The sequence below is a fragment of the Micromonospora sp. NPDC049662 genome (assembly GCF_040675055.1).
Classification (GTDB): domain Bacteria; phylum Actinomycetota; class Actinomycetes; order Mycobacteriales; family Micromonosporaceae; genus Micromonospora.
The window spans coordinates 250,277-267,676 of record NZ_JBFAOC010000001.1 but is presented as its reverse complement, the minus strand read 5'-3'; the positions used below and the strand labels follow the sequence as shown (position 1 = coordinate 267,676).

Genomic DNA, 17,400 nt, shown 5'->3' with positions numbered 1-17,400 from the left:
CTCGCAAACATCGGTCACTCCCGTGCGTCGGGTGGTTCGGTGCTGGCGGGTGGGCAGCCTGACGGCCCGTCGGTGTGCGGTAGGGACTTGTGGAGCAGTCGACCTGCGAGTCGATGGGTTTCGTCGGAGACGTCCTCGTCGATTTCCTGAAGCGCTGAGGTGAGTGCTGCCAGTCGCGCGTTGATGGCTGCGGTGTTGTTGACGGCGGCATGAGCGTTCATTGCAAGGCGCGCGACCTCCTCGTTGATCGGGTCGATGTCGCAGGCAGCGTCGAGGAGAGTCCGAGCTCGACCGGGGTCGGTGTCGGCGAGCAGAACCGCGAGTCGGGCGTGGATGTTGACGCCGACCTGCCTGCACCTGTGCTGTGGCCCGTCCATCCATTCGAAGCTGTCGTCGTAGAGCAGGCCGTTCCAGTCGCTGACTGCGTCGTCGAGTGCCGCGCGCTGGGCGTCTCGGTCGGTTGTCGCGCCGGCGCGGCTGACGGCGTCGAGGACGCGCCACCAGTCGATGTCGAGCAGGGCCGGGTCGAGGTAGTAGCGCCCGCCGGGGTTGACGACCGGTTTGAACGATTCGCTGACCGCGCTGGGGTCGAACCCGGTGGCGTGGGTCAGCCGATTGCGGAGGTTGGCGACGTTGGTGGACAGGCGGTCGCGGGCGCGGCGTGGGGTGGCATCCGGTGTCATCGCTACCTCGATGTCGCCGATGTCCGCACCTTGGCGGTGGACGGCGAGGTAGGTGAGGAGTTCGTAACTTGCTCGGCGGACGCCGGGGACGGGGTTGCCGTCGGCGCCGAAGATGATCGGCCGGCCGAGGACCTGGACGCGTACCCGTGACTGCCGCTTCCCGCTCGCTCGGGGAGGTTCGGCGGGTGGGGTAGGCCTGACTGGCGGTGCTGGGCTCGCGGTGGTCTCTGCGGTAGACGTGTTTCCGCCATTGCTCGTGGAGACCGGTCCTTCGGGCGTCGGGTCGTTGGGCGGGGGAGATGGCGGCTCCCCGGTGTGAGCTTCGCGAATGACGGTGAGCAGCTGCAGGGTGGTGTCGGCGTCTAGGACCGACAGCTTGGGGGCCTGTCCCGGCTCGTTGCTGGCGGTGGTGCCGTCGCTCGCAACAGTGAGGGTGGTGCCGCGCGGCCAGTCGCCGGCGATGACTGCGCTGATGGCCAGGGGGTGGCCCAGGTGTAGTGCGGTGGATAGCCGAGCCCGGATCGCGGTGTCGGGGATGTCGGCGATCAGTGTGATCGGCGGAAGTGGATCGTGGTGCGGGTCGGCGTCGTGGAGCGCGGCGACATCGGTGACGTCGGCGTCGGTCACAGCACGCGTGCGGTGGATGATCTGTTCTTCGACGTAGGTCAGGGCATGGTCGAGTCCGGCGGTGACTCGCAGCCGAGGTAAGGCACCGACCAGGTCGGTGATCGCGGTGCCGCCGAGCAGGTCGGCGAGGACGGTCGCGGGGATCACCACCTGCCCGCGGGCGTCTGGGTCGTGAACACCGCCGGAGGAGAGCGTCGCCACGAGCATCGCGCGGACGGCGTCGGCACCGCCCGGTCCGGTAAGGCCGAGGCCTCCTCGTGGGTGATCGGGCAGCCCGGCCAGTTGCGGTCCGGACGGCCCGATCGGTGCCAGCGGTGGCCGTTCGGCGCCCGCGAGGTCACGGATTGTTGGTTGTGGCGGCGGAGGTGCCAACAGTTCGGGTGCCTGCTCACGGACGGCACGGCGAAGCCGGCTCACCACGGCAGGCAAGGGCTGCAGGGTGGGATCGGTGGCCGGGTCGATGTCGGTGATGGGGTTGTAGCGGTTGCGTCGGCGTCGCCAGACGATCGACGAGGCGGCGGCCAGTGCAGCGGCCAGTCCGATGCTCACCCATCCGCCCGGTACGCCCACGCCGCGATCCTCACCGGTCGGCCGAACGGCATCGCTCTGGTCGGGCGTCGCCGGGCTGGCGCTGCTTGGGGTCGAGGCCGGACCGGAAGACGCCGGCATGCCTGGTGCCGGCTCAACCACACCGTCCGGATCATCAGTAGTCGACGAGGACGGTGTCGACATGGGTGGGGCTGTCGTCGTGGCCGGGCCCGGTGACGCGGGCACTGGGCCGGCACCCGGTGGTCGGGCGGGTTTGGCGGGTGCCGGATCGGTGGCTGGTGGCGGGACAGCGTCGGCTGGCATCCGTAGGTCCCAGCCGGGTTGGATCAGGCGGGGGGCTCGCAACGTGCCGCCGACCTCGAAGTGTCGGCCGCGGTTGAGCTGCCAGATCTCGGGCCATCGGTTGCCGTCGTCGAGGCACTTCTCGGCGATGACCCAGAGGCTTTCGTTGCGTTGGACGACGTACACGTAGCTCTTGTCCTTGATGAATACGTGGTGTTCACCAGCGCACAGGATCGGCGGTTGCTGCCCGACGCTGACCTTGGTTGGGCCGGTCGCTTGGTTGCCGACAAGCACCACCGGGGTGGCGTGCGCCGCAGCGGCCGGCACGATCGCCGGGAATGGCGGGGGAGCCGCCGTGGCCGGCGCGACGGTGGCGGTGGCGACGACCCCGGCCGTGAGTCCGGAGAGCAGCCAACCTGCCAGGGTCTGTACGGACGTAATGCCGCGCAGTCTAGGCATGGGCAGGCCGCGAATTCCGGCCATCGCCTCGGCGAGGAGGCTGGCGGTGAACACGACCCAGAGCAGCCACAGGGCGATGGCCAGCAGGTTGACCGCCATCGTGTCGGTGAAGCCGGCAGTGAGCCATGCCTGCCAGCCGGCGGTGTCCCGCGGGACGGTGCGGGGGAGGGGCCAACCGATGTGGGCGGCGAGACCGTAGGGGATGCCGACGGTGATGGACAGCAGCGCGATCGCGCTGGCGAGGCGGATGAGGAGCCGGCCGAGCGCCGCAGTGACGTTCATGGCACCCCCTTCACGGTGGTTAGCTGGTCACAGGTTCGGCGCGTTCAGTTGTCGAGACGGTGACGGTGGTGATCCCGATGGCGGCGAGTAGCGGTGTGGGTCCGGTCTTGGCGACGGTGACCGTGACCAACGTCGTGGTGGCGGAGACGGTGCCGGTCGCTCCGACCTGGGCGAGGTACTCGGTCGCCGCAGCTTCGGCCAGGACCGGGTCGAGTTGTACGGTGCCGGCCGTGCGGAGTAGGAGTAGATCGATCTGGTCTGCTCCGGCCCGTGCGGCCTGTTGGGCGACGTGGCGTGCGTCGACGCGCATCGTCATCGCGGCGCCGCCGTCGACGATCAGTGCGGCTGCGAGCATGCCGACGAGGAACATGCCGGCTGCCCATCCGGTGCCCGAGCCGCGGTCTTCGCGCAGCTGCCGGCGGACCGTCTCCAACCAGGTGCGGCTCACGGGACGATCTCCGAATACGTGTCCAGTGGGGCCCTGGCGGTCGCGGTCGTGTCGGCGCCGCCCGGGGCGCTGACGCCGATCAGGTCACCGGTGGAGACGTGGCACGTGACGGTGACGGTGACCGAACCGCCACGGCCGAAGTCGTCGAGGCCCGTGACAACGGTCAACGGGGTGCATCCGCGTGCACGGCCGGCGAGGTCGGCGCGGGCGGCTTCCTCAGCGGCGGACTGCGCGGCAGCGGCGGTGCGCTGCTGGGATGCGGCGCGGGCGGCGGATGCGGCGGCGGCGTGTACGTCGAGGCGAGTGGCTGACAACCGCCATGCACCGACGATCAGCATCGCCAAGATCACCATGACCGGCAGGACGAGCCCGACGACCTCGACCGACACCGAGCCGCTGTCTCCGGACAGACTCCGTTGAGGAGGTCGTCCCCGGGTGCGCTTCGTCATCGACGCCTCGTTCCTTTCGCCCGGTCTCAGCTCACGGGTGGGACATCTTCGGTGGGAGCCTGGACTTGAACCTCGATGGGCACGGTGAGCCCTGGCACGGGAACGACACGGTTCGCCGTGCCGGTGATCGTGACGGTTGTGGTCACCGGCCCACGCTCCACGGTGATCTGGATGCCGTCGATGCCGGCCGGGTTGGTCTCGGCCAGGACTTCAGCGGCCTCACTGCGGCCGGATTCGGCCGTCGCCCCGTAGACCCGCGCCGCCTGAAGTGCCTCCTTGGCGGCGTGCCGGGCCGATTGATCGGCCAGCGACCAGACGGCCGCTTGCACGATAACGGTCAGTGCGAGCAGGAAGATGACGGTGTGGGCGACGGTCTCGGTCGTGACGGAGCCCCGGTCGCCGCAGAGTCTGCTGCGGAGGTGCTCTCTGATCCTGCTCGGACTGCCCATGATCGTGACGATCAGAAACCGATGGTGATGACCAGGGAGTTCCAGTACTGCGTCACGGTGTCCCGGAAGAGCATGCCGATTCCGCCGACGACAACGATGAAGATGGCGATCCACATGATTGTGTCGACGGTCTCGGCTCCGTGCTCGGGATTTTCACGGATGGTCCTGAGCCCATAGGCAAGGTTGGCGTGTAGGCGGCGGATCATGGTGATCAACTCCTTCGAGCAGCCGTAAGGATGCTGTTTGTCGGTCACACCGTGGGATGTTTCACGGCTCGCTTGCGGGATGCCGGTCGAGGTCGAGGTGGCAGCGCTGGTCGCCTCGTGGAGCCACCGTTGACTGCTTGTCGAGATTTCCGACGCTTCTCTGATTCGAAGCGAGTGATCGCCACTCTCAGGTGGCGGGTCGGTGAGTATCGCGGCGGCGGCGCACTCGCTGCCCTGATCGCGTTCCGCCCGCAGCGATCCCACCAGGTCGTCGCCATCCAGCTGCATGAGATCCCTGACAGCCGTCTGCGCCACGGCGCTCGCCGCCCCGTCAGGCAGCGACTCACCGCGTGGTTCCACGAACGACAGCGGCGCTGGCCGAACACCGTCAACCCGCACCTGTTTCTCAACCACTACAGCGCCACCCGCACCGCATTGGCCAGCACCCACTGGACCACCAAGACGATCGGCTTCTCGGCCCAAGCGATGCGGATGGACCGCATCGTGCACGAAGCCATCACGTCCCCCGGAGACGTGCGCCGACTGACTGACATGCTCGGCGTGTCCGTTCCCACCGCCGAGCGGTATACGTCCGGCGGCATCGAACCTGCCGAACCACGTACCACGCCGCCGCTGCCGTAGGGTGCCCGCATGGACATCCCCGGCCTTGGGACGGTCTTCGAGGACCTCGACGGGTGGTACCGCAGCGAGCCCGTCCACGTGCCAGCCCTGGGCGACCGCGTACTCAACGTGATGGTTAACGGATACGACGACGACCCGGCCAAGGAAGAGTTCCACACGGCCATCGCGGCGTTCCTCGACGTCGACGACTCCGTCCTCAAGGCCGCCGCACCAGCGATCTTCGACTACTACCAGGACGTCGTATCCGAGGCCACCGACGGCACCGTGCTCGTAACGATCTCCAATCCTGACGAAGTCTGGGCACACATCCACCCCGTCGAGGCTGCCGTCGAGCGCGACAGCTTCCGCGACCAGCATGTGTACGTCACCGTGGAATGCAACTGCGACTGGGAGCCCGAACACGGACTCCAGATCGTTCTGCGAGACGGCCGAGCAGTGACCAAGGTTGGCCCATACGACGGCCACCTCACCAACGCAGCTGCCTTCAACCGCGACGACCTCGAAGGCGTCGTCTACCACCGGCTGAGGTAGCGCCACCGGCTGTGGTCGTCCGGCATCTGCCGCCTTTGATCGATGAACGGCGATCAACCTGCAAGCAGTTCGTGAACCGACGGACTCGGATAGCCGCATAGCTGCGTACCTCCCTTCAGTTCCGGCGTAACGACACTTCAAAATTCGTGAGCTCTCGGACACTTCAGAGGCCGGTGCGGATGGCCGCGATGGCCGGGTACAGCAGGAACAGGCCGTAGCCGAGGGCGATGAGCATGACGGGTAGGGACATCCGGACCCCGGCCGAGCGGGCAGCGGATTCCATTGCGGCGGTTGTGCGAGCGCGCATCCCCGAGGCCCGGGTAGCGAGGGAAGCACGGACCCGGGCGCCTTCCGCGCCGGCCAACTGCATCGTGGCGGCCAACTCGGCCAACTCGTTAACTCCCGTATCGAGGCCCAGTTGGCCAAGGGGTCGCCACGGGGGCTGCCGAGTCAGCCGGGCGGTGCGTAGCGCGGCACGCAGTTGGTCGGCGGCCCAGCCGGTGCAGACGCTTGCCGCATCGTCGAGGGCCTGTTCGACGCCGGCACCACCGGCCAGGCTGATGGTGACCAGGTCGAGCATTACCGACAGGGTGTGGCGCAGCTGGGCACGCCGCCTCTCCGCCTGGGCGCGGGCCCGGGTGACCGCCCATCGGTAGCCGATCAGTCCGCCCAGGCCGACGAGCCACAGCGGCACCAGCCCACCGACACCCCACAACGCAGCCAGGACGGGTAACGCCAGTACCCCCAGCCCAATGGCCGCGGCCTGCTCGGCAAGGAACGTGGGGACATCCTTCTGCAGCACTGCCAGATCGGTCCGGGTGCGGGCGGTGGGCAGGCCCAGGCGTAGGAGGGGCGCCCCCAGCACCTGATAGCGGCGCTGTCGGGCGGTCATTGGAGGCGGCGCCGGACGACGTAGGCCGTCGAGCACGTCGACCAGGGCAGGTCGGTTGGGACGCAATCCCAGCAGGACCAGCGTAAGGCCGGTTCCGGTACCGGCCCCCAGCAGCAGCGCGTCGCGGATCACCTCGTCACCACCTGGGGGTGGGGGTTGGCGCCGGCCAGCACGCGTTCGTCACGGGCGATCCGGGACATCCGGCTGAGCCAGATGAACCCGACGGCGAACATCGCGCCCACCATGGCGAGTACGACCTGCCCGGCCAGGGTGTCGTAGGGAGCGAGGAACGTGCGGTTGAGCAGTACCTGTCCGATGGCCATGACCAGGGTGATCGCGATGATGATCCGCACTGATGTGCGGGTGGTCGCCCACTCGGTCTGGATGCGCATCCGTGCTGCGGCCTGCTCCCGTGCGGTTGCCGCGAGCGCACCGAGCTGCTCGGCGAGGTTGCGAGCCTGCCTGGTGGCCGCCAGCAGCAACGACGCCACGACCATGTCCCCGGTCGGATGATCGAGATCAGCGGCGAACGCGCGCAGCGCGACCGGCAGGCGGACCCCAGCGTCGATCGCCTCCGCCAGCGCGACGACCTGCGGTCGGATCGCCGATGGCGCCGTGCCGGCCGTCGCGGCGATCGCCTCCTCCAGCCCAGCTGCCGCGGCCAGCGTGTCGCGCAAGCCCTCCGTCCAGCCCGCGATTGCCTCCAACTGTTCCTGCTCACGCTGATGAACCCGGTTCCCGACGAGCACCGTGGGCAGGCTCCACGCTGCCAGGCCAGCCAAGATCGCGCCGACCAGCCAGCCGGTCACCAGCCCCGAGACCACCGCCGCGATGATCACCGTTACGGCCCGCACGGGAGTTACGGCCGCACCAGCTCGTCGTAGCAAACCGTCGACCGGTGCCGTGCTGTCACGGTCGCGCCGTCGGAATCCGTCGAGGATCATCCACAGGCCGAGGCCTGTGAGTAGTCCGACCAGCAGTACGACCGGCATGGCCATCCGTGTCACCGCCCATCACGGTCGAGGACAGCAGGATCCAGGCCAACATCGACGAGCCGGTCCATGGTCTCGTCCCGCAGCCTCGTCGCCGGTACCGCCTGGCGGCCAGGACCGGGCCGGTATACCTCGTTGGACAGGATCTGATCCCCGTCAGTGCCGACGATCTCGCGAACGGAGGAGACCACTCGAAGGCCATTGGGAGTGCGGTCCAAGTGCACGACGATGTGCACGGCTTCGCCTAGCAGCGCCGTCGCGGCGCTTCGCGGATAGGACGCCGGCGGCTCCATCGCATAGGTGGTCATCCGCAGCAGCGCCTGCGAACTCGACGAGGCATGCACCGTCGCCATCGACCCGTCCACCCCGATCGACATTGCCTTGGCCATCTGTACGACCTCAGCACCGCGGACCTCGCCGAGAATGACCCGGTCCGGCGTCAAGCGCAGCGCGGCGCGGACACACTGATCCAGGCTGAACTCGCCCACGCCTTCGATGTTTGCCTGCCGTGCCTGCATCGAGATCATGTCCGGGTGGACCTGCGGGTCCAGCGACAGCTCGCGGGAGTCCTCGATCACGATGAGGCGTTCCTGCGTGGGAATCGCGGAGGCAAGGGCTCGCAGGAATGTGGTCTTTCCTGCAGCAGGGCCGCCGCTGATGACGATGTTCCGGCGGGCCAACACCAGGCCGGTGAACAGATCCGCCATCGTCGGCGTCAGCTCGCCCATCCCCACCAGGTCATCCAGGCTCACCTTCACCATCGGGTGCCGACGGATCGACACCGCGACCCGGTCGCTGATGACCTGCATCGCGTGCAGACGCGCTCCGCCAGGCAGCTGCATGGCGAGTTCGGGGGCGTCCGGGTCGAATCGCCGCTCATGGGCTCCGAGCCGGGCGCCCATGTCGCGCAACTGCTCGATCAGTTCGGCATCGGAGTGTGCGACTGCGGCCACCCGGGCGCGGCGGCCGTCGCGGTACTGCACCTGCACGTTGTCGCAGCCGTTGATGTTGATGGTCTCGATCGCCTCGTCGTCGAGGAGCGGCTGCAGCCCACCGGCACCAACGAAGGAGTTGCGCAACGCCTGTCGAATCCGATGCTCGGCCATCTCGCTCAGCGGGGGTTGCCCGCGGTGCAACGCTTCGCGCGCGTACTCGTCGAGGGCGTTGGATATCAACAGGTCGACGTCGCCCATGCTGTCTGCTCCGCCGACGATCGACACCTGTAGCCGGACGGCGACCGTGGCTCGTAACGCATCGAGGACGTCTCGCTCGCCACTGGTCAGCGCGTGGGCGCCTCCCACGCCTATGCTGTTCCCCGGAGCGGAATGCCGAGCGTTCATCGGCCGCTCACCCCGGCGTGCTCCGTCACCGGCGCGACGGACGCTTCGGTAATGGCGTGCCGATCGAGGTCCAGTGCAAGGCCGCGACAGGCCCGCAGCAGTGGCAACCGCGTCCAGCCCGTCGACTGCCAACCGCGCCGCGGCACCATGCGTCCGGCCAGAATCCCGGCACCTCGGCGGTCGTTCGGGACGGTCGCGGCCAGCGGCAGCCCAAGGCTGCCGGCCACCTCCACTGCCGGCCACCCGTCGCCACCTACGGTGACCAGCTGTACGTCCCGGACCAACCCGGTCAGCTGCTCGACGTGCTCGCGTCCCTGGCTGAGGTCTCTACCTTTTGCTGATGGGATTGGTCGGCCCGTCGGGCCGTTCAGTCGCACATCCGCAACCCGTACCTCATCCTGTACGGGCCGCAGCACCACCAGCAGGACGTCCACTACCGATAGCAGCGCCGACGCCGGCGAAGCCGGCTCCCACCGGCCCACGTCGAGCACGACCGCTGGCCTGCCAGCGGCCAGCATTCGCAGCATCCGAGGTCCCCGCACAGCTAACGCCCGCAGGCTTGCCGCCGCGGCCCCAGGCTCCGCCAGGACCACGTCCACCCCTGATGGCAGCGGTTGCACCCACCGAGACGGATCGACCCGAACGCCGGCCCCGGATCGGGCATCGGCGGCCATCGACGCCAGCCCTGGCTCCCGCCCGCCATTGTGGTACGTGCGACCGAACCGTGCCATCAGGTCGCCGCCCGCAGGGTCCGCCTCCACGACAACGGCGCCTGGCTCGGGCCACCGCAGTGCCAGCCCCAGGGCGAGCGTCGTTGCGCCCGGCGAGCCCTTCGCGCTCGTCACCCCGATCAACACGGCGCTCAACCGCCCGAGCCCTGCAGAATCAGCGACACGTCTCCCGAAGCGACGCTGACCTGCAGTGCCGCGTCTGACGACAGCAGAAGCGACACGGCCGTCAGCCCGGCAGCGTCGGGAACCTCGATCGCTGACACCGACGCGGACGCCCGGACGGGCTGCACAGATGGAGATCCGTTGGCTGTCGGGGGCACTACCAGGACGGTCACCCGCGAACCCACCGTCATGCCGGCCGGCGCCTTGCCCGCCTTGACGCCGACAGCTATGACCGACTGACCCACCGGCGGAAACGCCGAACCACCCATCTGGCCGGGCGACAACAGGCTCCCGGCCACCAGCGGCACCGCCGCCGTCCGACCGACAACCGTCTCGCGTTGCGACTCGCCTACCACCTGCACAGCGTCACCCGGCACGATCCGTACGACCTTCAGGTCTGGGTCCCGGATCGTCTGGCCTGCCCCCACGTCGCGGGCCAGCGCCAGGACCGGAGTCGCCGGATCGGTCCGCAGCGCGGCGCCGGCGAATAGCAGCGAGCACGCGATCGCGAGAACCAACCCCAACACCACGTTGCGCGGTGAACGTCGGCGCACCCCAACGGGCGCCGGTGTGGACGACGACCGCCCGTTCGCCGCCATGGCCGGTGCTCTCGTCAACGACACGGCCATCGGTCAGCCCGCCCCGTTGAGCGCGGACGAGCGCTGCACCCGAAGCGGCACCGTGGCGGTCGTCGTCACTGCATCGACCGACCCCGACGTGCCACCGCCGACCCAGCCGATCTCCCAGGTCACCGTCGCCCGCACCTCGTACACCCCGCCCGGTTGGCCACTCGACGGTGCCTTGTACGTGTGGCTGCAACTCGACGCTGCAGCCGGATCCATGCCCGCGCTCCACGGCATCCCCGCACCCGAGCAGGTGAAGGACGCCCCGTCACCAGTCGACCACCGCACCTGCTTCGGTGAAGCGGTCGCCGTCACGCTGAGACCCGGGACCGAAGCCGTCGCTGACCGTGCCCGATAAGAGGGGCTGTCCAGCCACAGCCACGTCGGCACGTTCAGCAGCTGAGCCGCTGGTGGCGCGGGATTGGCCCGGATCGCCGGCGCAGGCAGATTCAGCCGTGAAATCGCAGACCGTGCCAAGACCGCCGGATCCGGCGACTGTGCATCTGCGATCCACACGGGCAGCCTCGCCGAAGCCCCGCTATCGTTGACGCAGTGGCGTGAGTACCACGCTCCGGGCTGAGGGGCACCCGCCGGCGGTTCGTCCCGGCCAATCAAGATGTAACGGCAACCGTCCGCACCCTTGTGCTCACCACCGGAGCCGCCGCTGTTCGACCCGCCGTTGTGTTCGTCCCCGGATTTCCCGTCGCCGATCGAGGGCGGTGTACCCACCTCGACGGAACATTCAGGCACGTCAGGGGTTATGCCGCAGTCCACCGGTTTCCACTTGTCGGCCTGTGCGGGGGACGCAACCACCAGCAGCACCAGGCAGCAGGCTGCGGGCATGACACCGGCAGCGGCCAGGAGCCGGAGCCTCAGCACGAGCCGACTCCCTGTACCCCAAAGGACGTCACCTTCCAGCTCTCGCCGACCATGCTCACGGTGGCGTTGACCATCCGGCGCCCGCCGGGTGAGTCGGTGAACGGAGTGCCATTCGGAGTCGCTCTCACCCTGGTCGCGCCGGAGGTATCCGCGCAGTCTCGGACTTTCGCCTGGGTCGGCGCGGCCGCGGGCGTGAGGGACTGGATCGACGGGTTCACAACGACTTCGCCCTGCCCGACCAGCCCTTCGCGACGATCTGATTCCAGGCCGCTTCTCAAGACCTCCAGCGCATCGCCGGCCGCGAATTTGACCAGCTCCGGATGGTCCGGGTTGGACGTCAGCCCGGCTTCGTCGTAGGCGGACCACATGCCGCGGTACGCGGCGAGCGCGAGATCCCCGGGCGTAGTTGATTCCGCAGGTGAGGTGGACTGGTTGCCGGGCGTCGGCGTCGATGAGCTCTCCTCGTCACCGTCACCACGTGTGCAACCTGCCCCGATTCCCACCAGGCCGACGAGCGCGAGCACGGCCACCACCCTCCCCCTACGGTGTGCCACCAGTTGCCTCCATCACGGTCAACATGTTCTGTCCTATCCCAGGATCAGAGCCTGCCGCTACGGCACGTGAGTGCGCTACAACCGCGCGCGCCAATCGTGCGTCCCGATCGTGCGCACCGCTGGTAGGGCCGCATCGCGCCACCGCGACGGACTGATCAGCGCCGAGCAGGGGCTGAACAGAGCGGAGCCATCGACAACCACTGCTCGTTACAGCTGGATTTCGTTCTCACCCAAAGCGGCTCTAACCGGCAACTCTCCGTCAGGTCGATAAGCGAGGGGCCTTGACACCGCTGCGACTACTCGGTGAAGTGAGTCTTTCGCGCAATGTCAGATTCACGACAGCTGACGTCTCGGGTCAGGCGTTGGGCACCTGTGCGGGGGAGACGGTGAACTGTGGCATTGATCCACTTTCGGATCTTGGAGCAGGTTTTCGGACACAGCTGGTGGGCCTCGATTTTGCTTACGCTCGCTGACCGACAACTGCGATACACCGAGCTCGCTGCCGCCCTCGTTGAGCGCTGGGGAGCGAGACCCGGCGACGGCCACCTGTCCAAGGCGCTCAAGCAGATGCGCCAGGCTGGGCTCGTCGACCAGATCGACGACGGACGCGGGTACCTGAGCTGGACGCTGACAGCTGAGGCGCATGAGAGGGCCGAGATGCTGGCAATGATCGAGAAGGCCCTCGAAGAAGGCCACATCAAAGTCGAGCGAAACTGATCTGAAGGCGCCGTCCGTTTGACGTTTCTGGCTCGATCGCCCGCTGGCCCGGGCGGGGTCTGTGGTAGCTATCTGCCCGCGCTGCCGGTCTCGCGTCGGTGAGGTGGTCCTGGTCCTTGATGTCTGGCACCGCCTGCGACCAACGATGTCGACGACCAGATCCGCGTCGAGAGGGCGCGTTGGAGGTCGGGTGGCCCTCGGTGGGCGGGACCGCCACCGGTGCCTGGGCCGGAAATTCTGGTGCGTGATTCTGCCGGCCCGGAATGGCACCACCGGGACGGGGCGGATTCTGGCGGTCGTTGCAACACTGCTGGTGGACCACTACAACCTTGAGCCTAGCGAGTACGGCCACAGTACCTTCAGCGACGAACCGACCGTGGGCCGCAGGGCACGCGCGGATCGCGGCAGATCAGTGCAGGTGACCTTGCTGACGAGAGATAGCGATGTAGCGACTGCTGGCGCTCGTCGATGTCCAGAATGGACCTCGTCGACACCGCGCTGCTGCCGCACGTTGCCCAGCGGCCACGACGTGTGATACGTGCAGACCACCACGTCGCCACCCTTAGTGACTCGGGCAGGGGTAGGTGTTGCCGCGCGAAAATCTGCGTGTCGGACGATGTCCTGGAGCGACTTTAGGTTCTCGGTCTGGTCGGGTTCGTCCTCCGCGTCAACAAGTGGGGAGGGGTAGGTCCCAAAGTCCGCTCGACGCCTGGTCATACTTGAGCAGTCTGTTCAGGTCTTGGATGGAGGGCTTGGCAGGATGGGCCACCACTCATACATCACGGTCGGTCGGCGCACGTTCCTGTTCTCGCGCGACGGATACGACTCGGAATTGGCGGCGCTGTTCCAAGAGAACGAGAGGGTGTACCATCAGGCGATTGTCGAGGACGACGTCGACCGATACGGGTACTACGCCCTGGCTTGGCAGTTGCGTCAGCGACTGCACGTCCAGGGTTTCACCGATGCGCGGGCGTTGGCTGACCTCAAGAGCGGCATCGAGCAGTGGCGCGTTGACGAAGCGGAACGGCAACAGCGAGAACGTTCTGGAAGTTCAGAGCCCAGGTCGCTACCTGATGCGGACGGACTCATTGCCGCCTTGCGCGATGTCATCGCAATTCAACCTGTGTTCGAGGATCCCGAGCTCGAATGGGAGGACCATTCTCGGGCAGGAGAAGTGGTCGAGGCCATCGACGAGCTCCGGTTCCACGTGGACGCACGGAGTCTCCTGCGTCTACTCCTTGAATCGGCTTCCGAAGAAACCGAGGTGGGACTCGATCTGCACGAGTTGATTGGGTGCTGCATTGAAATGGACGCGGACCAGCCCGTTGCTGAGGCGGCGCGGGTGACTCAGTTGGCTACCGTCTCGACGAACGCACCACTCATCGTGCTTACGGAAGGACGAACGGACTCTCGCCTTCTCCAGATGGCAATGGCCGTCACACACCCACATCTGGTTGGATTCGTAAAGTTTATTGACTTTGACGGCGTTAGCGGGGCCGAGGGCAATGTGAGCGCGTTGGCCAAGACCGTTTACTCGTTCATTGCCGCCGGAGTGGTCAACCGCTTCGTTGCCATCGCCGACAACGACACGGAAGGCCATGCCGGGCTCGCCAAACTCAAACGCGAAAGCCTTCCAGAGAATTGCCGAGTGGCCCATTACCCTGACCTGGCCCTGCTGTCGAGCTACCCAACCGTTGGGCCATACTCCGACGAGCCGGTCCTCGCCGACGTCAACGGCCGTGCGGGCTCCCTGGAGATGTATCTCGGACATGACATTCTGACCGTCGACGGCAGTCTGGTTCCGGTGCAGTGGCGAAGTTACAATCCGCTGCTGAAGCGATACCACGGCACACTGATGGAACCAGACAAGAAGGCCGTCCAAGACGCGTTTAAGTGGAAGGTGGAGTGCGCACGAAGGGACGGCATCACGCCGGAATCGGACTGGACCGGAATTCGGGCAATTATTGAGCACATTGTCCACGTCTTTGGGTGAACCCGAACCGGCCCGGAACTCGGGTACACATACGCGTCTGATGTCGCTCAGTGGTCGCACTCTCATCGGCAGTTGTTTCATTGACTTGCGACCACAGGCCCGGCCAGGCTTTGGTTGAGGCGCCCGGTCAGTCGCTCTGTCGCCGCCTGCTCACGCAGATCGTATGGCTCTTTTTTGGCCTGCACAGCTCCGGTCGCTGCCAGTGCGGGGAGAGGTTCAAGGCAATCTCGACACGCTCGTCGGCTTTGATGTGCTGCCGTTCTGGCGGGCGCTGCTGTGCTTCGACCAGATTGGCGATGACTACCTGGCAGACCCGGCGCGCCGTGGCCCGGGCTTCGGGCTGCAGCAGATGAACGCGGTGATGGCCCTCGGCGAGCGGATCACCCTGCAACTCGGCGGTCAGCATGGCCGCGATGGCTGCGACGTCAGCAGGGATAGCCAGCTGAACCAGCATGGTCCCCACCGCGTTCGTTGCGCTCGCCGGTCAGGGTAGAAGCGGGGTGAAGAATCTGGCTGGGATCGTGCCGCCCACCGGTGCGCGCCACATCCGCCAGATCTTCGGTCCTCCGTTGGGCAGGACCATCGACGGACCGGGTAGGTATCCGAGCCGCAGATAGAGGTCGCGGTTGCGGGGGCTGGTGGCCTCCACGTAGGCGGGCAAGCCTAGCGGGTCAATTTGTTGGTGGTGGTTACTCAACAGCGCGGTGCCAGTTCCTTGGCCTTGATGTTCGGGGCTGACGGCGGCGTAGGCGAGGTAGTGGTGCGCCTCGGGTGGGTGGTGCGCTTCGAACATCGTCTCGAGTAGGAGGAACTTCGGCGCGTACGCGCCGGTCGCTTCCTGCACGCCCACGTGGCGGTCGGCGGCGATGCTGGGAGACGGTGCCGGGCGGGCGTACCAGATTGCGGCGGCGGATCCGTCGGAAGTTGTGTCCACGTGGCCGTATTGCAGGCTGTGCCCCACAACGTGGGTGAAGTAGCGGTAGGAGACGAAGCGGCGATCGTTATGGTCGGAGATCAGCCACTGGGCGACCGGGTCGTGGAAGAACGCCTCGGCGAGGACGCCGATAAGTCTGCCCGCGTCGTCGGGCGTGGCCTGACGTGCGGTCACGTTGGTGCTGATGCTCGTCATGCTTACTCCTGTGATGCGCAGGTTGCTATGGGTCTCACCTGAGGCAGTTGCTCACGGTGATTTCCGGTAGGTGACGGCGGCAGAGTCAGCGGTAGGCGGCAGTGGCGAGGTCACCGATGGCGGCGTCTACGGCGGCGGTGATGTCGCGTACCGGCTGGTAGTGCTGCCCGGCGATGGCCTTTAGACGAGCGGCCAGGGTGGCGGTGTCGTCGAGGTAAAGGTGGTGGGTGAAGCCGAGGTCGGCGACGAGGCCGGCGAGGGCGGCGCTGTGGTTGGTGGGCTGTTCGCGGCCGGTGGCGAGGTAGCGCAGGCGGGAACGAGCGACGACCGCCCATCTGGTGTCGGTCGGTAGGTAGATGTCGGCGCGTATGAGGCCGCCGAGGCGCCGTCGGGTGTGGTGGCGCAGGATTCCGCTGGCGACGAGGCCGGCGCGGGTGCGGTCGTAGAGGTCGTCGGAGAACCCGCGCAGCCACCCGCGCAGGGGTGGGTGGGTGTGGCGGATGGTGGCGGTCGCGGCGTCGGCGATCAGGTCCCCGACCGGTCGGTCGATGTGTGGGTGTATCCGTTGGTGGCTGGCCGGGCGGGTGTCGTCGTTCGGGTCGAGGTTCACCCGCCCGGCCAGGTACAGGTCGATCAGGACCGCGCCCGCGAGGCCGAGGGCGAGGGTCTGCCGGTGCACGTGGGGGTGTCCGGTGTCGTCGTCGTGGCCGAGGAGGAACAGGTCATCGCGCAGCGGCAGGCGCGGGATCGACGCGGTCATCGGCGCGGCTCCTACCGCAGTCCGGCGGTGAGCCGCCGCAGCCGCTCGTGTGCCCCGCCGTACGCGGGACCGGGGGCGGGGAGCAGGGTTTTGTCGATGGCGGCGAGGACTGTGTAGTTGGGGTCGCACACGTTGCCGATCGGCGCCCGCCCCGCCTGGGACACGAGCTGGTAGGCGTCTAGGGTTTCCAGGCCGGTCAGGGCGGCGGCCCAGCCGACGAGGTCGTGCTGGGCGATGCGGTAGGCGTCCTCCAACGGGCGGGCGCACCCAATCGTCAGGATGTCCCGGTCGGTTTCCAACCGCGGCCACCGTGTGGTGACGCCTTTGATGACGTCGATGGCGAGGGTGGTGGTCGTGGCGATCTCCACGCCGACGCCGCAGGCCTCACCCTCGCCTTGGCGGGCGTGCCCGTCGCCGAGGGCCAGCATCGCCCCGTGCACGTTCACCCCGAGGTAGAGGGTGGCGCCGGAACGCAGCTGCGGGGTGTCGAGGTTCCCGCCGTGGGTGTCGGGCACGAGTGTGGAGCGGGCCTCGAACGCGCCGGGGGCGACACCGATCGTGCCGATCATCGGGTCCAGCGGCAGGTCCACGCTGTGGTCGCTGCGGGTGGCCTCGAACCTTACGGTCCCGGCCTGCCGATCGATGCCATACATCCACACCCGCTCCTCAAGCGGCGGCTGCAGAGAGGCGGTATGCGCGGTGGACGTCAGTGCCCCGAAGTGCGGGAACGTCGACGACACACCCCAGTCCCGCGCCGGGACGATAGCGGCGAGGTGCACGGCGAGCGTGTCGCCGGGCTCGGCGTCCTCGACGAAGAACGGCCCGGACACCGGGTTGAGGTACGGCATGCGGCACACCTGCGACGGCAGGTCCGCCGGCCCCCTCACGAGACCACCGAAGCAGTCCTCCGTCACGACGGTGAACACGTCCCCGCCGCGCACGTGCGCCACCGGCATCCGACCGCCGAAGGTGTACGCCAGCTCATCCCGAGCCGGCCGGTAAGTGAACCTGCCCATGCCGG

The 17,400-nt window shown here is 67.6% G+C and carries 20 protein-coding genes; 5 read left to right on the top strand and 15 right to left on the bottom strand.

Annotated elements, in window-relative coordinates; translation table 11 throughout:
* Nucleotides 1–14 precede the first annotated feature (14 nt).
* Genes AB0J36_RS01080 through AB0J36_RS01060 form a run of 5 tightly spaced genes read right to left on the bottom strand, consistent with a single transcriptional unit; the run spans nt 15 to nt 4,482 of the window.
* A complete protein-coding gene (locus tag AB0J36_RS01080) occupies nt 15–2,882 on the bottom strand; it encodes a BTAD domain-containing putative transcriptional regulator (RefSeq protein WP_363659889.1) in 2,868 nt (955 codons plus the stop codon).
* Nucleotides 2,883–2,901: 19 nt separating this feature from the next.
* Complete coding sequence (locus tag AB0J36_RS01075; protein ID WP_363659888.1) at nt 2,902–3,330, bottom strand: pilus assembly protein TadG-related protein; 429 nt, start codon at nt 3,328–3,330, stop codon at nt 2,902–2,904.
* Nucleotides 3,327–3,779: a TadE/TadG family type IV pilus assembly protein gene (locus tag AB0J36_RS01070; RefSeq protein ID WP_363659887.1), complete on the bottom strand. Its 453-nt coding sequence runs from the start codon at nt 3,777–3,779 to the stop codon at nt 3,327–3,329. The genes AB0J36_RS01075 and AB0J36_RS01070 overlap by 4 nt, the downstream gene beginning before the upstream one ends.
* A 26-nt stretch (nt 3,780–3,805) precedes the next feature.
* Nucleotides 3,806–4,228 carry a TadE family protein gene (locus tag AB0J36_RS01065; RefSeq protein WP_363659886.1) on the bottom strand — a complete coding sequence of 141 codons (423 nt, stop codon included), beginning with the start codon at nt 4,226–4,228 and terminating at the stop codon, nt 3,806–3,808.
* An 11-nt stretch (nt 4,229–4,239) separates the two neighbouring features.
* On the bottom strand, nt 4,240–4,482 hold the full coding sequence (locus AB0J36_RS01060; RefSeq protein WP_363659885.1) for a hypothetical protein: 243 nt from the start codon (nt 4,480–4,482) through the stop codon (nt 4,240–4,242).
* 126 nt (nt 4,483–4,608) lie between these two features.
* Between AB0J36_RS01060 and AB0J36_RS01055 the strand changes: the two genes are divergently transcribed.
* Both AB0J36_RS01055 and AB0J36_RS01050 read left to right on the top strand, forming a co-directional pair.
* Complete coding sequence (locus AB0J36_RS01055) at nt 4,609–5,076, top strand: hypothetical protein (RefSeq protein WP_363659884.1); 468 nt, start codon at nt 4,609–4,611, stop codon at nt 5,074–5,076.
* Between the two features lie 9 nt (nt 5,077–5,085).
* Nucleotides 5,086–5,607: a hypothetical protein gene (locus AB0J36_RS01050; protein ID WP_363659883.1), complete on the top strand. Its 522-nt coding sequence runs from the start codon at nt 5,086–5,088 to the stop codon at nt 5,605–5,607.
* A 163-nt stretch (nt 5,608–5,770) separates the two neighbouring features.
* Here the strand turns inward: AB0J36_RS01050 and AB0J36_RS01045 are convergent, their stop codons facing one another.
* The 5 genes from AB0J36_RS01045 to AB0J36_RS01025 all read right to left on the bottom strand — a co-directional run bounded on the left by AB0J36_RS01045 (nt 5,771) and on the right by AB0J36_RS01025 (nt 10,242).
* On the bottom strand, nt 5,771–6,631 hold the full coding sequence (locus AB0J36_RS01045; RefSeq protein WP_363659882.1) for a type II secretion system F family protein: 861 nt from the start codon (nt 6,629–6,631) through the stop codon (nt 5,771–5,773).
* A complete protein-coding gene (locus tag AB0J36_RS01040) occupies nt 6,628–7,497 on the bottom strand; it encodes a type II secretion system F family protein (RefSeq protein ID WP_363659881.1) in 870 nt (289 codons plus the stop codon). Before AB0J36_RS01040 ends, AB0J36_RS01045 begins: the two co-directional genes overlap by 4 nt.
* A 5-nt stretch (nt 7,498–7,502) precedes the next feature.
* Entirely contained in the window at nt 7,503–8,684 is a 1,182-nt protein-coding gene (locus AB0J36_RS01035; protein ID WP_363659880.1) for an ATPase, T2SS/T4P/T4SS family, read from the bottom strand.
* A 143-nt stretch (nt 8,685–8,827) separates the two neighbouring features.
* Nucleotides 8,828–9,697: a hypothetical protein gene (locus AB0J36_RS01030; RefSeq protein ID WP_363659879.1), complete on the bottom strand. Its 870-nt coding sequence runs from the start codon at nt 9,695–9,697 to the stop codon at nt 8,828–8,830.
* Nucleotides 9,694–10,242: an SAF domain-containing protein gene (locus AB0J36_RS01025; RefSeq protein WP_363659878.1), complete on the bottom strand. Its 549-nt coding sequence runs from the start codon at nt 10,240–10,242 to the stop codon at nt 9,694–9,696. Before AB0J36_RS01025 ends, AB0J36_RS01030 begins: the two co-directional genes overlap by 4 nt.
* 52 nt (nt 10,243–10,294) lie before the next feature.
* On the opposite strand from AB0J36_RS01025, the gene AB0J36_RS01020 reads away from it, so the two are divergent.
* Entirely contained in the window at nt 10,295–10,705 is a 411-nt protein-coding gene (locus AB0J36_RS01020; protein WP_363659877.1) for a hypothetical protein, read from the top strand.
* A 514-nt stretch (nt 10,706–11,219) separates the two neighbouring features.
* On the opposite strand, the gene AB0J36_RS01015 is transcribed toward AB0J36_RS01020, so the two are convergent.
* Nucleotides 11,220–11,756, bottom strand: coding sequence for a hypothetical protein (locus tag AB0J36_RS01015; RefSeq protein ID WP_363659876.1), 537 nt, complete (start codon nt 11,754–11,756; stop codon nt 11,220–11,222).
* Between the two features lie 441 nt (nt 11,757–12,197).
* On the opposite strand from AB0J36_RS01015, the gene AB0J36_RS01010 reads away from it, so the two are divergent.
* Nucleotides 12,198–12,497 (top strand): hypothetical protein, encoded by a 300-nt coding sequence (locus tag AB0J36_RS01010; protein ID WP_363659875.1) that lies wholly within the window; start codon nt 12,198–12,200, stop codon nt 12,495–12,497.
* A 760-nt stretch (nt 12,498–13,257) separates the two neighbouring features.
* Nucleotides 13,258–14,490 carry a HEPN/Toprim-associated domain-containing protein gene (locus tag AB0J36_RS01005; protein ID WP_363659874.1) on the top strand — a complete coding sequence of 411 codons (1,233 nt, stop codon included), beginning with the start codon at nt 13,258–13,260 and terminating at the stop codon, nt 14,488–14,490.
* 127 nt (nt 14,491–14,617) lie between these two features.
* Here AB0J36_RS01005 and AB0J36_RS01000 read toward each other — a convergent pair whose 3' ends face one another.
* The 4 genes from AB0J36_RS01000 to AB0J36_RS00985 form a co-directional block, all read right to left on the bottom strand.
* The gene (locus AB0J36_RS01000; RefSeq protein ID WP_363659873.1) at nt 14,618–14,944 is read right to left on the bottom strand and encodes a hypothetical protein; all 327 of its coding nucleotides are present in this window, start codon (nt 14,942–14,944) and stop codon (nt 14,618–14,620) included.
* Nucleotides 14,945–14,974: 30 nt separating this feature from the next.
* Nucleotides 14,975–15,619, bottom strand: a complete 645-nt coding sequence (locus AB0J36_RS00995) for a GNAT family N-acetyltransferase (protein WP_363659872.1) — start codon at nt 15,617–15,619, stop codon at nt 14,975–14,977.
* Between the two features lie 85 nt (nt 15,620–15,704).
* Nucleotides 15,705–16,379 (bottom strand): GPP34 family phosphoprotein, encoded by a 675-nt coding sequence (locus tag AB0J36_RS00990; RefSeq protein ID WP_363659871.1) that lies wholly within the window; start codon nt 16,377–16,379, stop codon nt 15,705–15,707.
* Nucleotides 16,380–16,390: 11 nt separating this feature from the next.
* Nucleotides 16,391–17,395, bottom strand: a complete 1,005-nt coding sequence (locus AB0J36_RS00985) for an acetamidase/formamidase family protein (protein WP_363659870.1) — start codon at nt 17,393–17,395, stop codon at nt 16,391–16,393.
* Between the last annotated feature and the right edge of the window lie 5 nt (nt 17,396–17,400).

Excerpts from the sequence above, each read along its gene's own strand:
- AB0J36_RS00995 (WP_363659872.1), bottom strand. The coding sequence starts at position 15,619 with ATGACGAGCATCAGCACCAACGTGACCGCACGTCAGGCCACGCCCGAC.
- AB0J36_RS01005 (WP_363659874.1), top strand. The coding sequence starts at position 13,258 with ATGGGCCACCACTCATACATCACGGTCGGTCGGCGCACGTTCCTGTTC.
- AB0J36_RS00990 (WP_363659871.1), bottom strand. The coding sequence starts at position 16,379 with ATGACCGCGTCGATCCCGCGCCTGCCGCTGCGCGATGACCTGTTCCTC.
- AB0J36_RS01040 (WP_363659881.1), bottom strand. The coding sequence starts at position 7,497 with ATGGCCATGCCGGTCGTACTGCTGGTCGGACTACTCACAGGCCTCGGC.
- AB0J36_RS01080 (WP_363659889.1), bottom strand. The coding sequence starts at position 2,882 with ATGAACGTCACTGCGGCGCTCGGCCGGCTCCTCATCCGCCTCGCCAGC.
- AB0J36_RS00985 (WP_363659870.1), bottom strand. The coding sequence starts at position 17,395 with ATGGGCAGGTTCACTTACCGGCCGGCTCGGGATGAGCTGGCGTACACC.
- AB0J36_RS01065 (WP_363659886.1), bottom strand. The coding sequence starts at position 4,228 with ATGGGCAGTCCGAGCAGGATCAGAGAGCACCTCCGCAGCAGACTCTGC.
- AB0J36_RS01035 (WP_363659880.1), bottom strand. The coding sequence starts at position 8,684 with ATGGGCGACGTCGACCTGTTGATATCCAACGCCCTCGACGAGTACGCG.
- AB0J36_RS01000 (WP_363659873.1), bottom strand. The coding sequence starts at position 14,944 with ATGCTGGTTCAGCTGGCTATCCCTGCTGACGTCGCAGCCATCGCGGCC.
- AB0J36_RS01070 (WP_363659887.1), bottom strand. The coding sequence starts at position 3,779 with ATGACGAAGCGCACCCGGGGACGACCTCCTCAACGGAGTCTGTCCGGA.
- AB0J36_RS01050 (WP_363659883.1), top strand. The coding sequence starts at position 5,086 with ATGGACATCCCCGGCCTTGGGACGGTCTTCGAGGACCTCGACGGGTGG.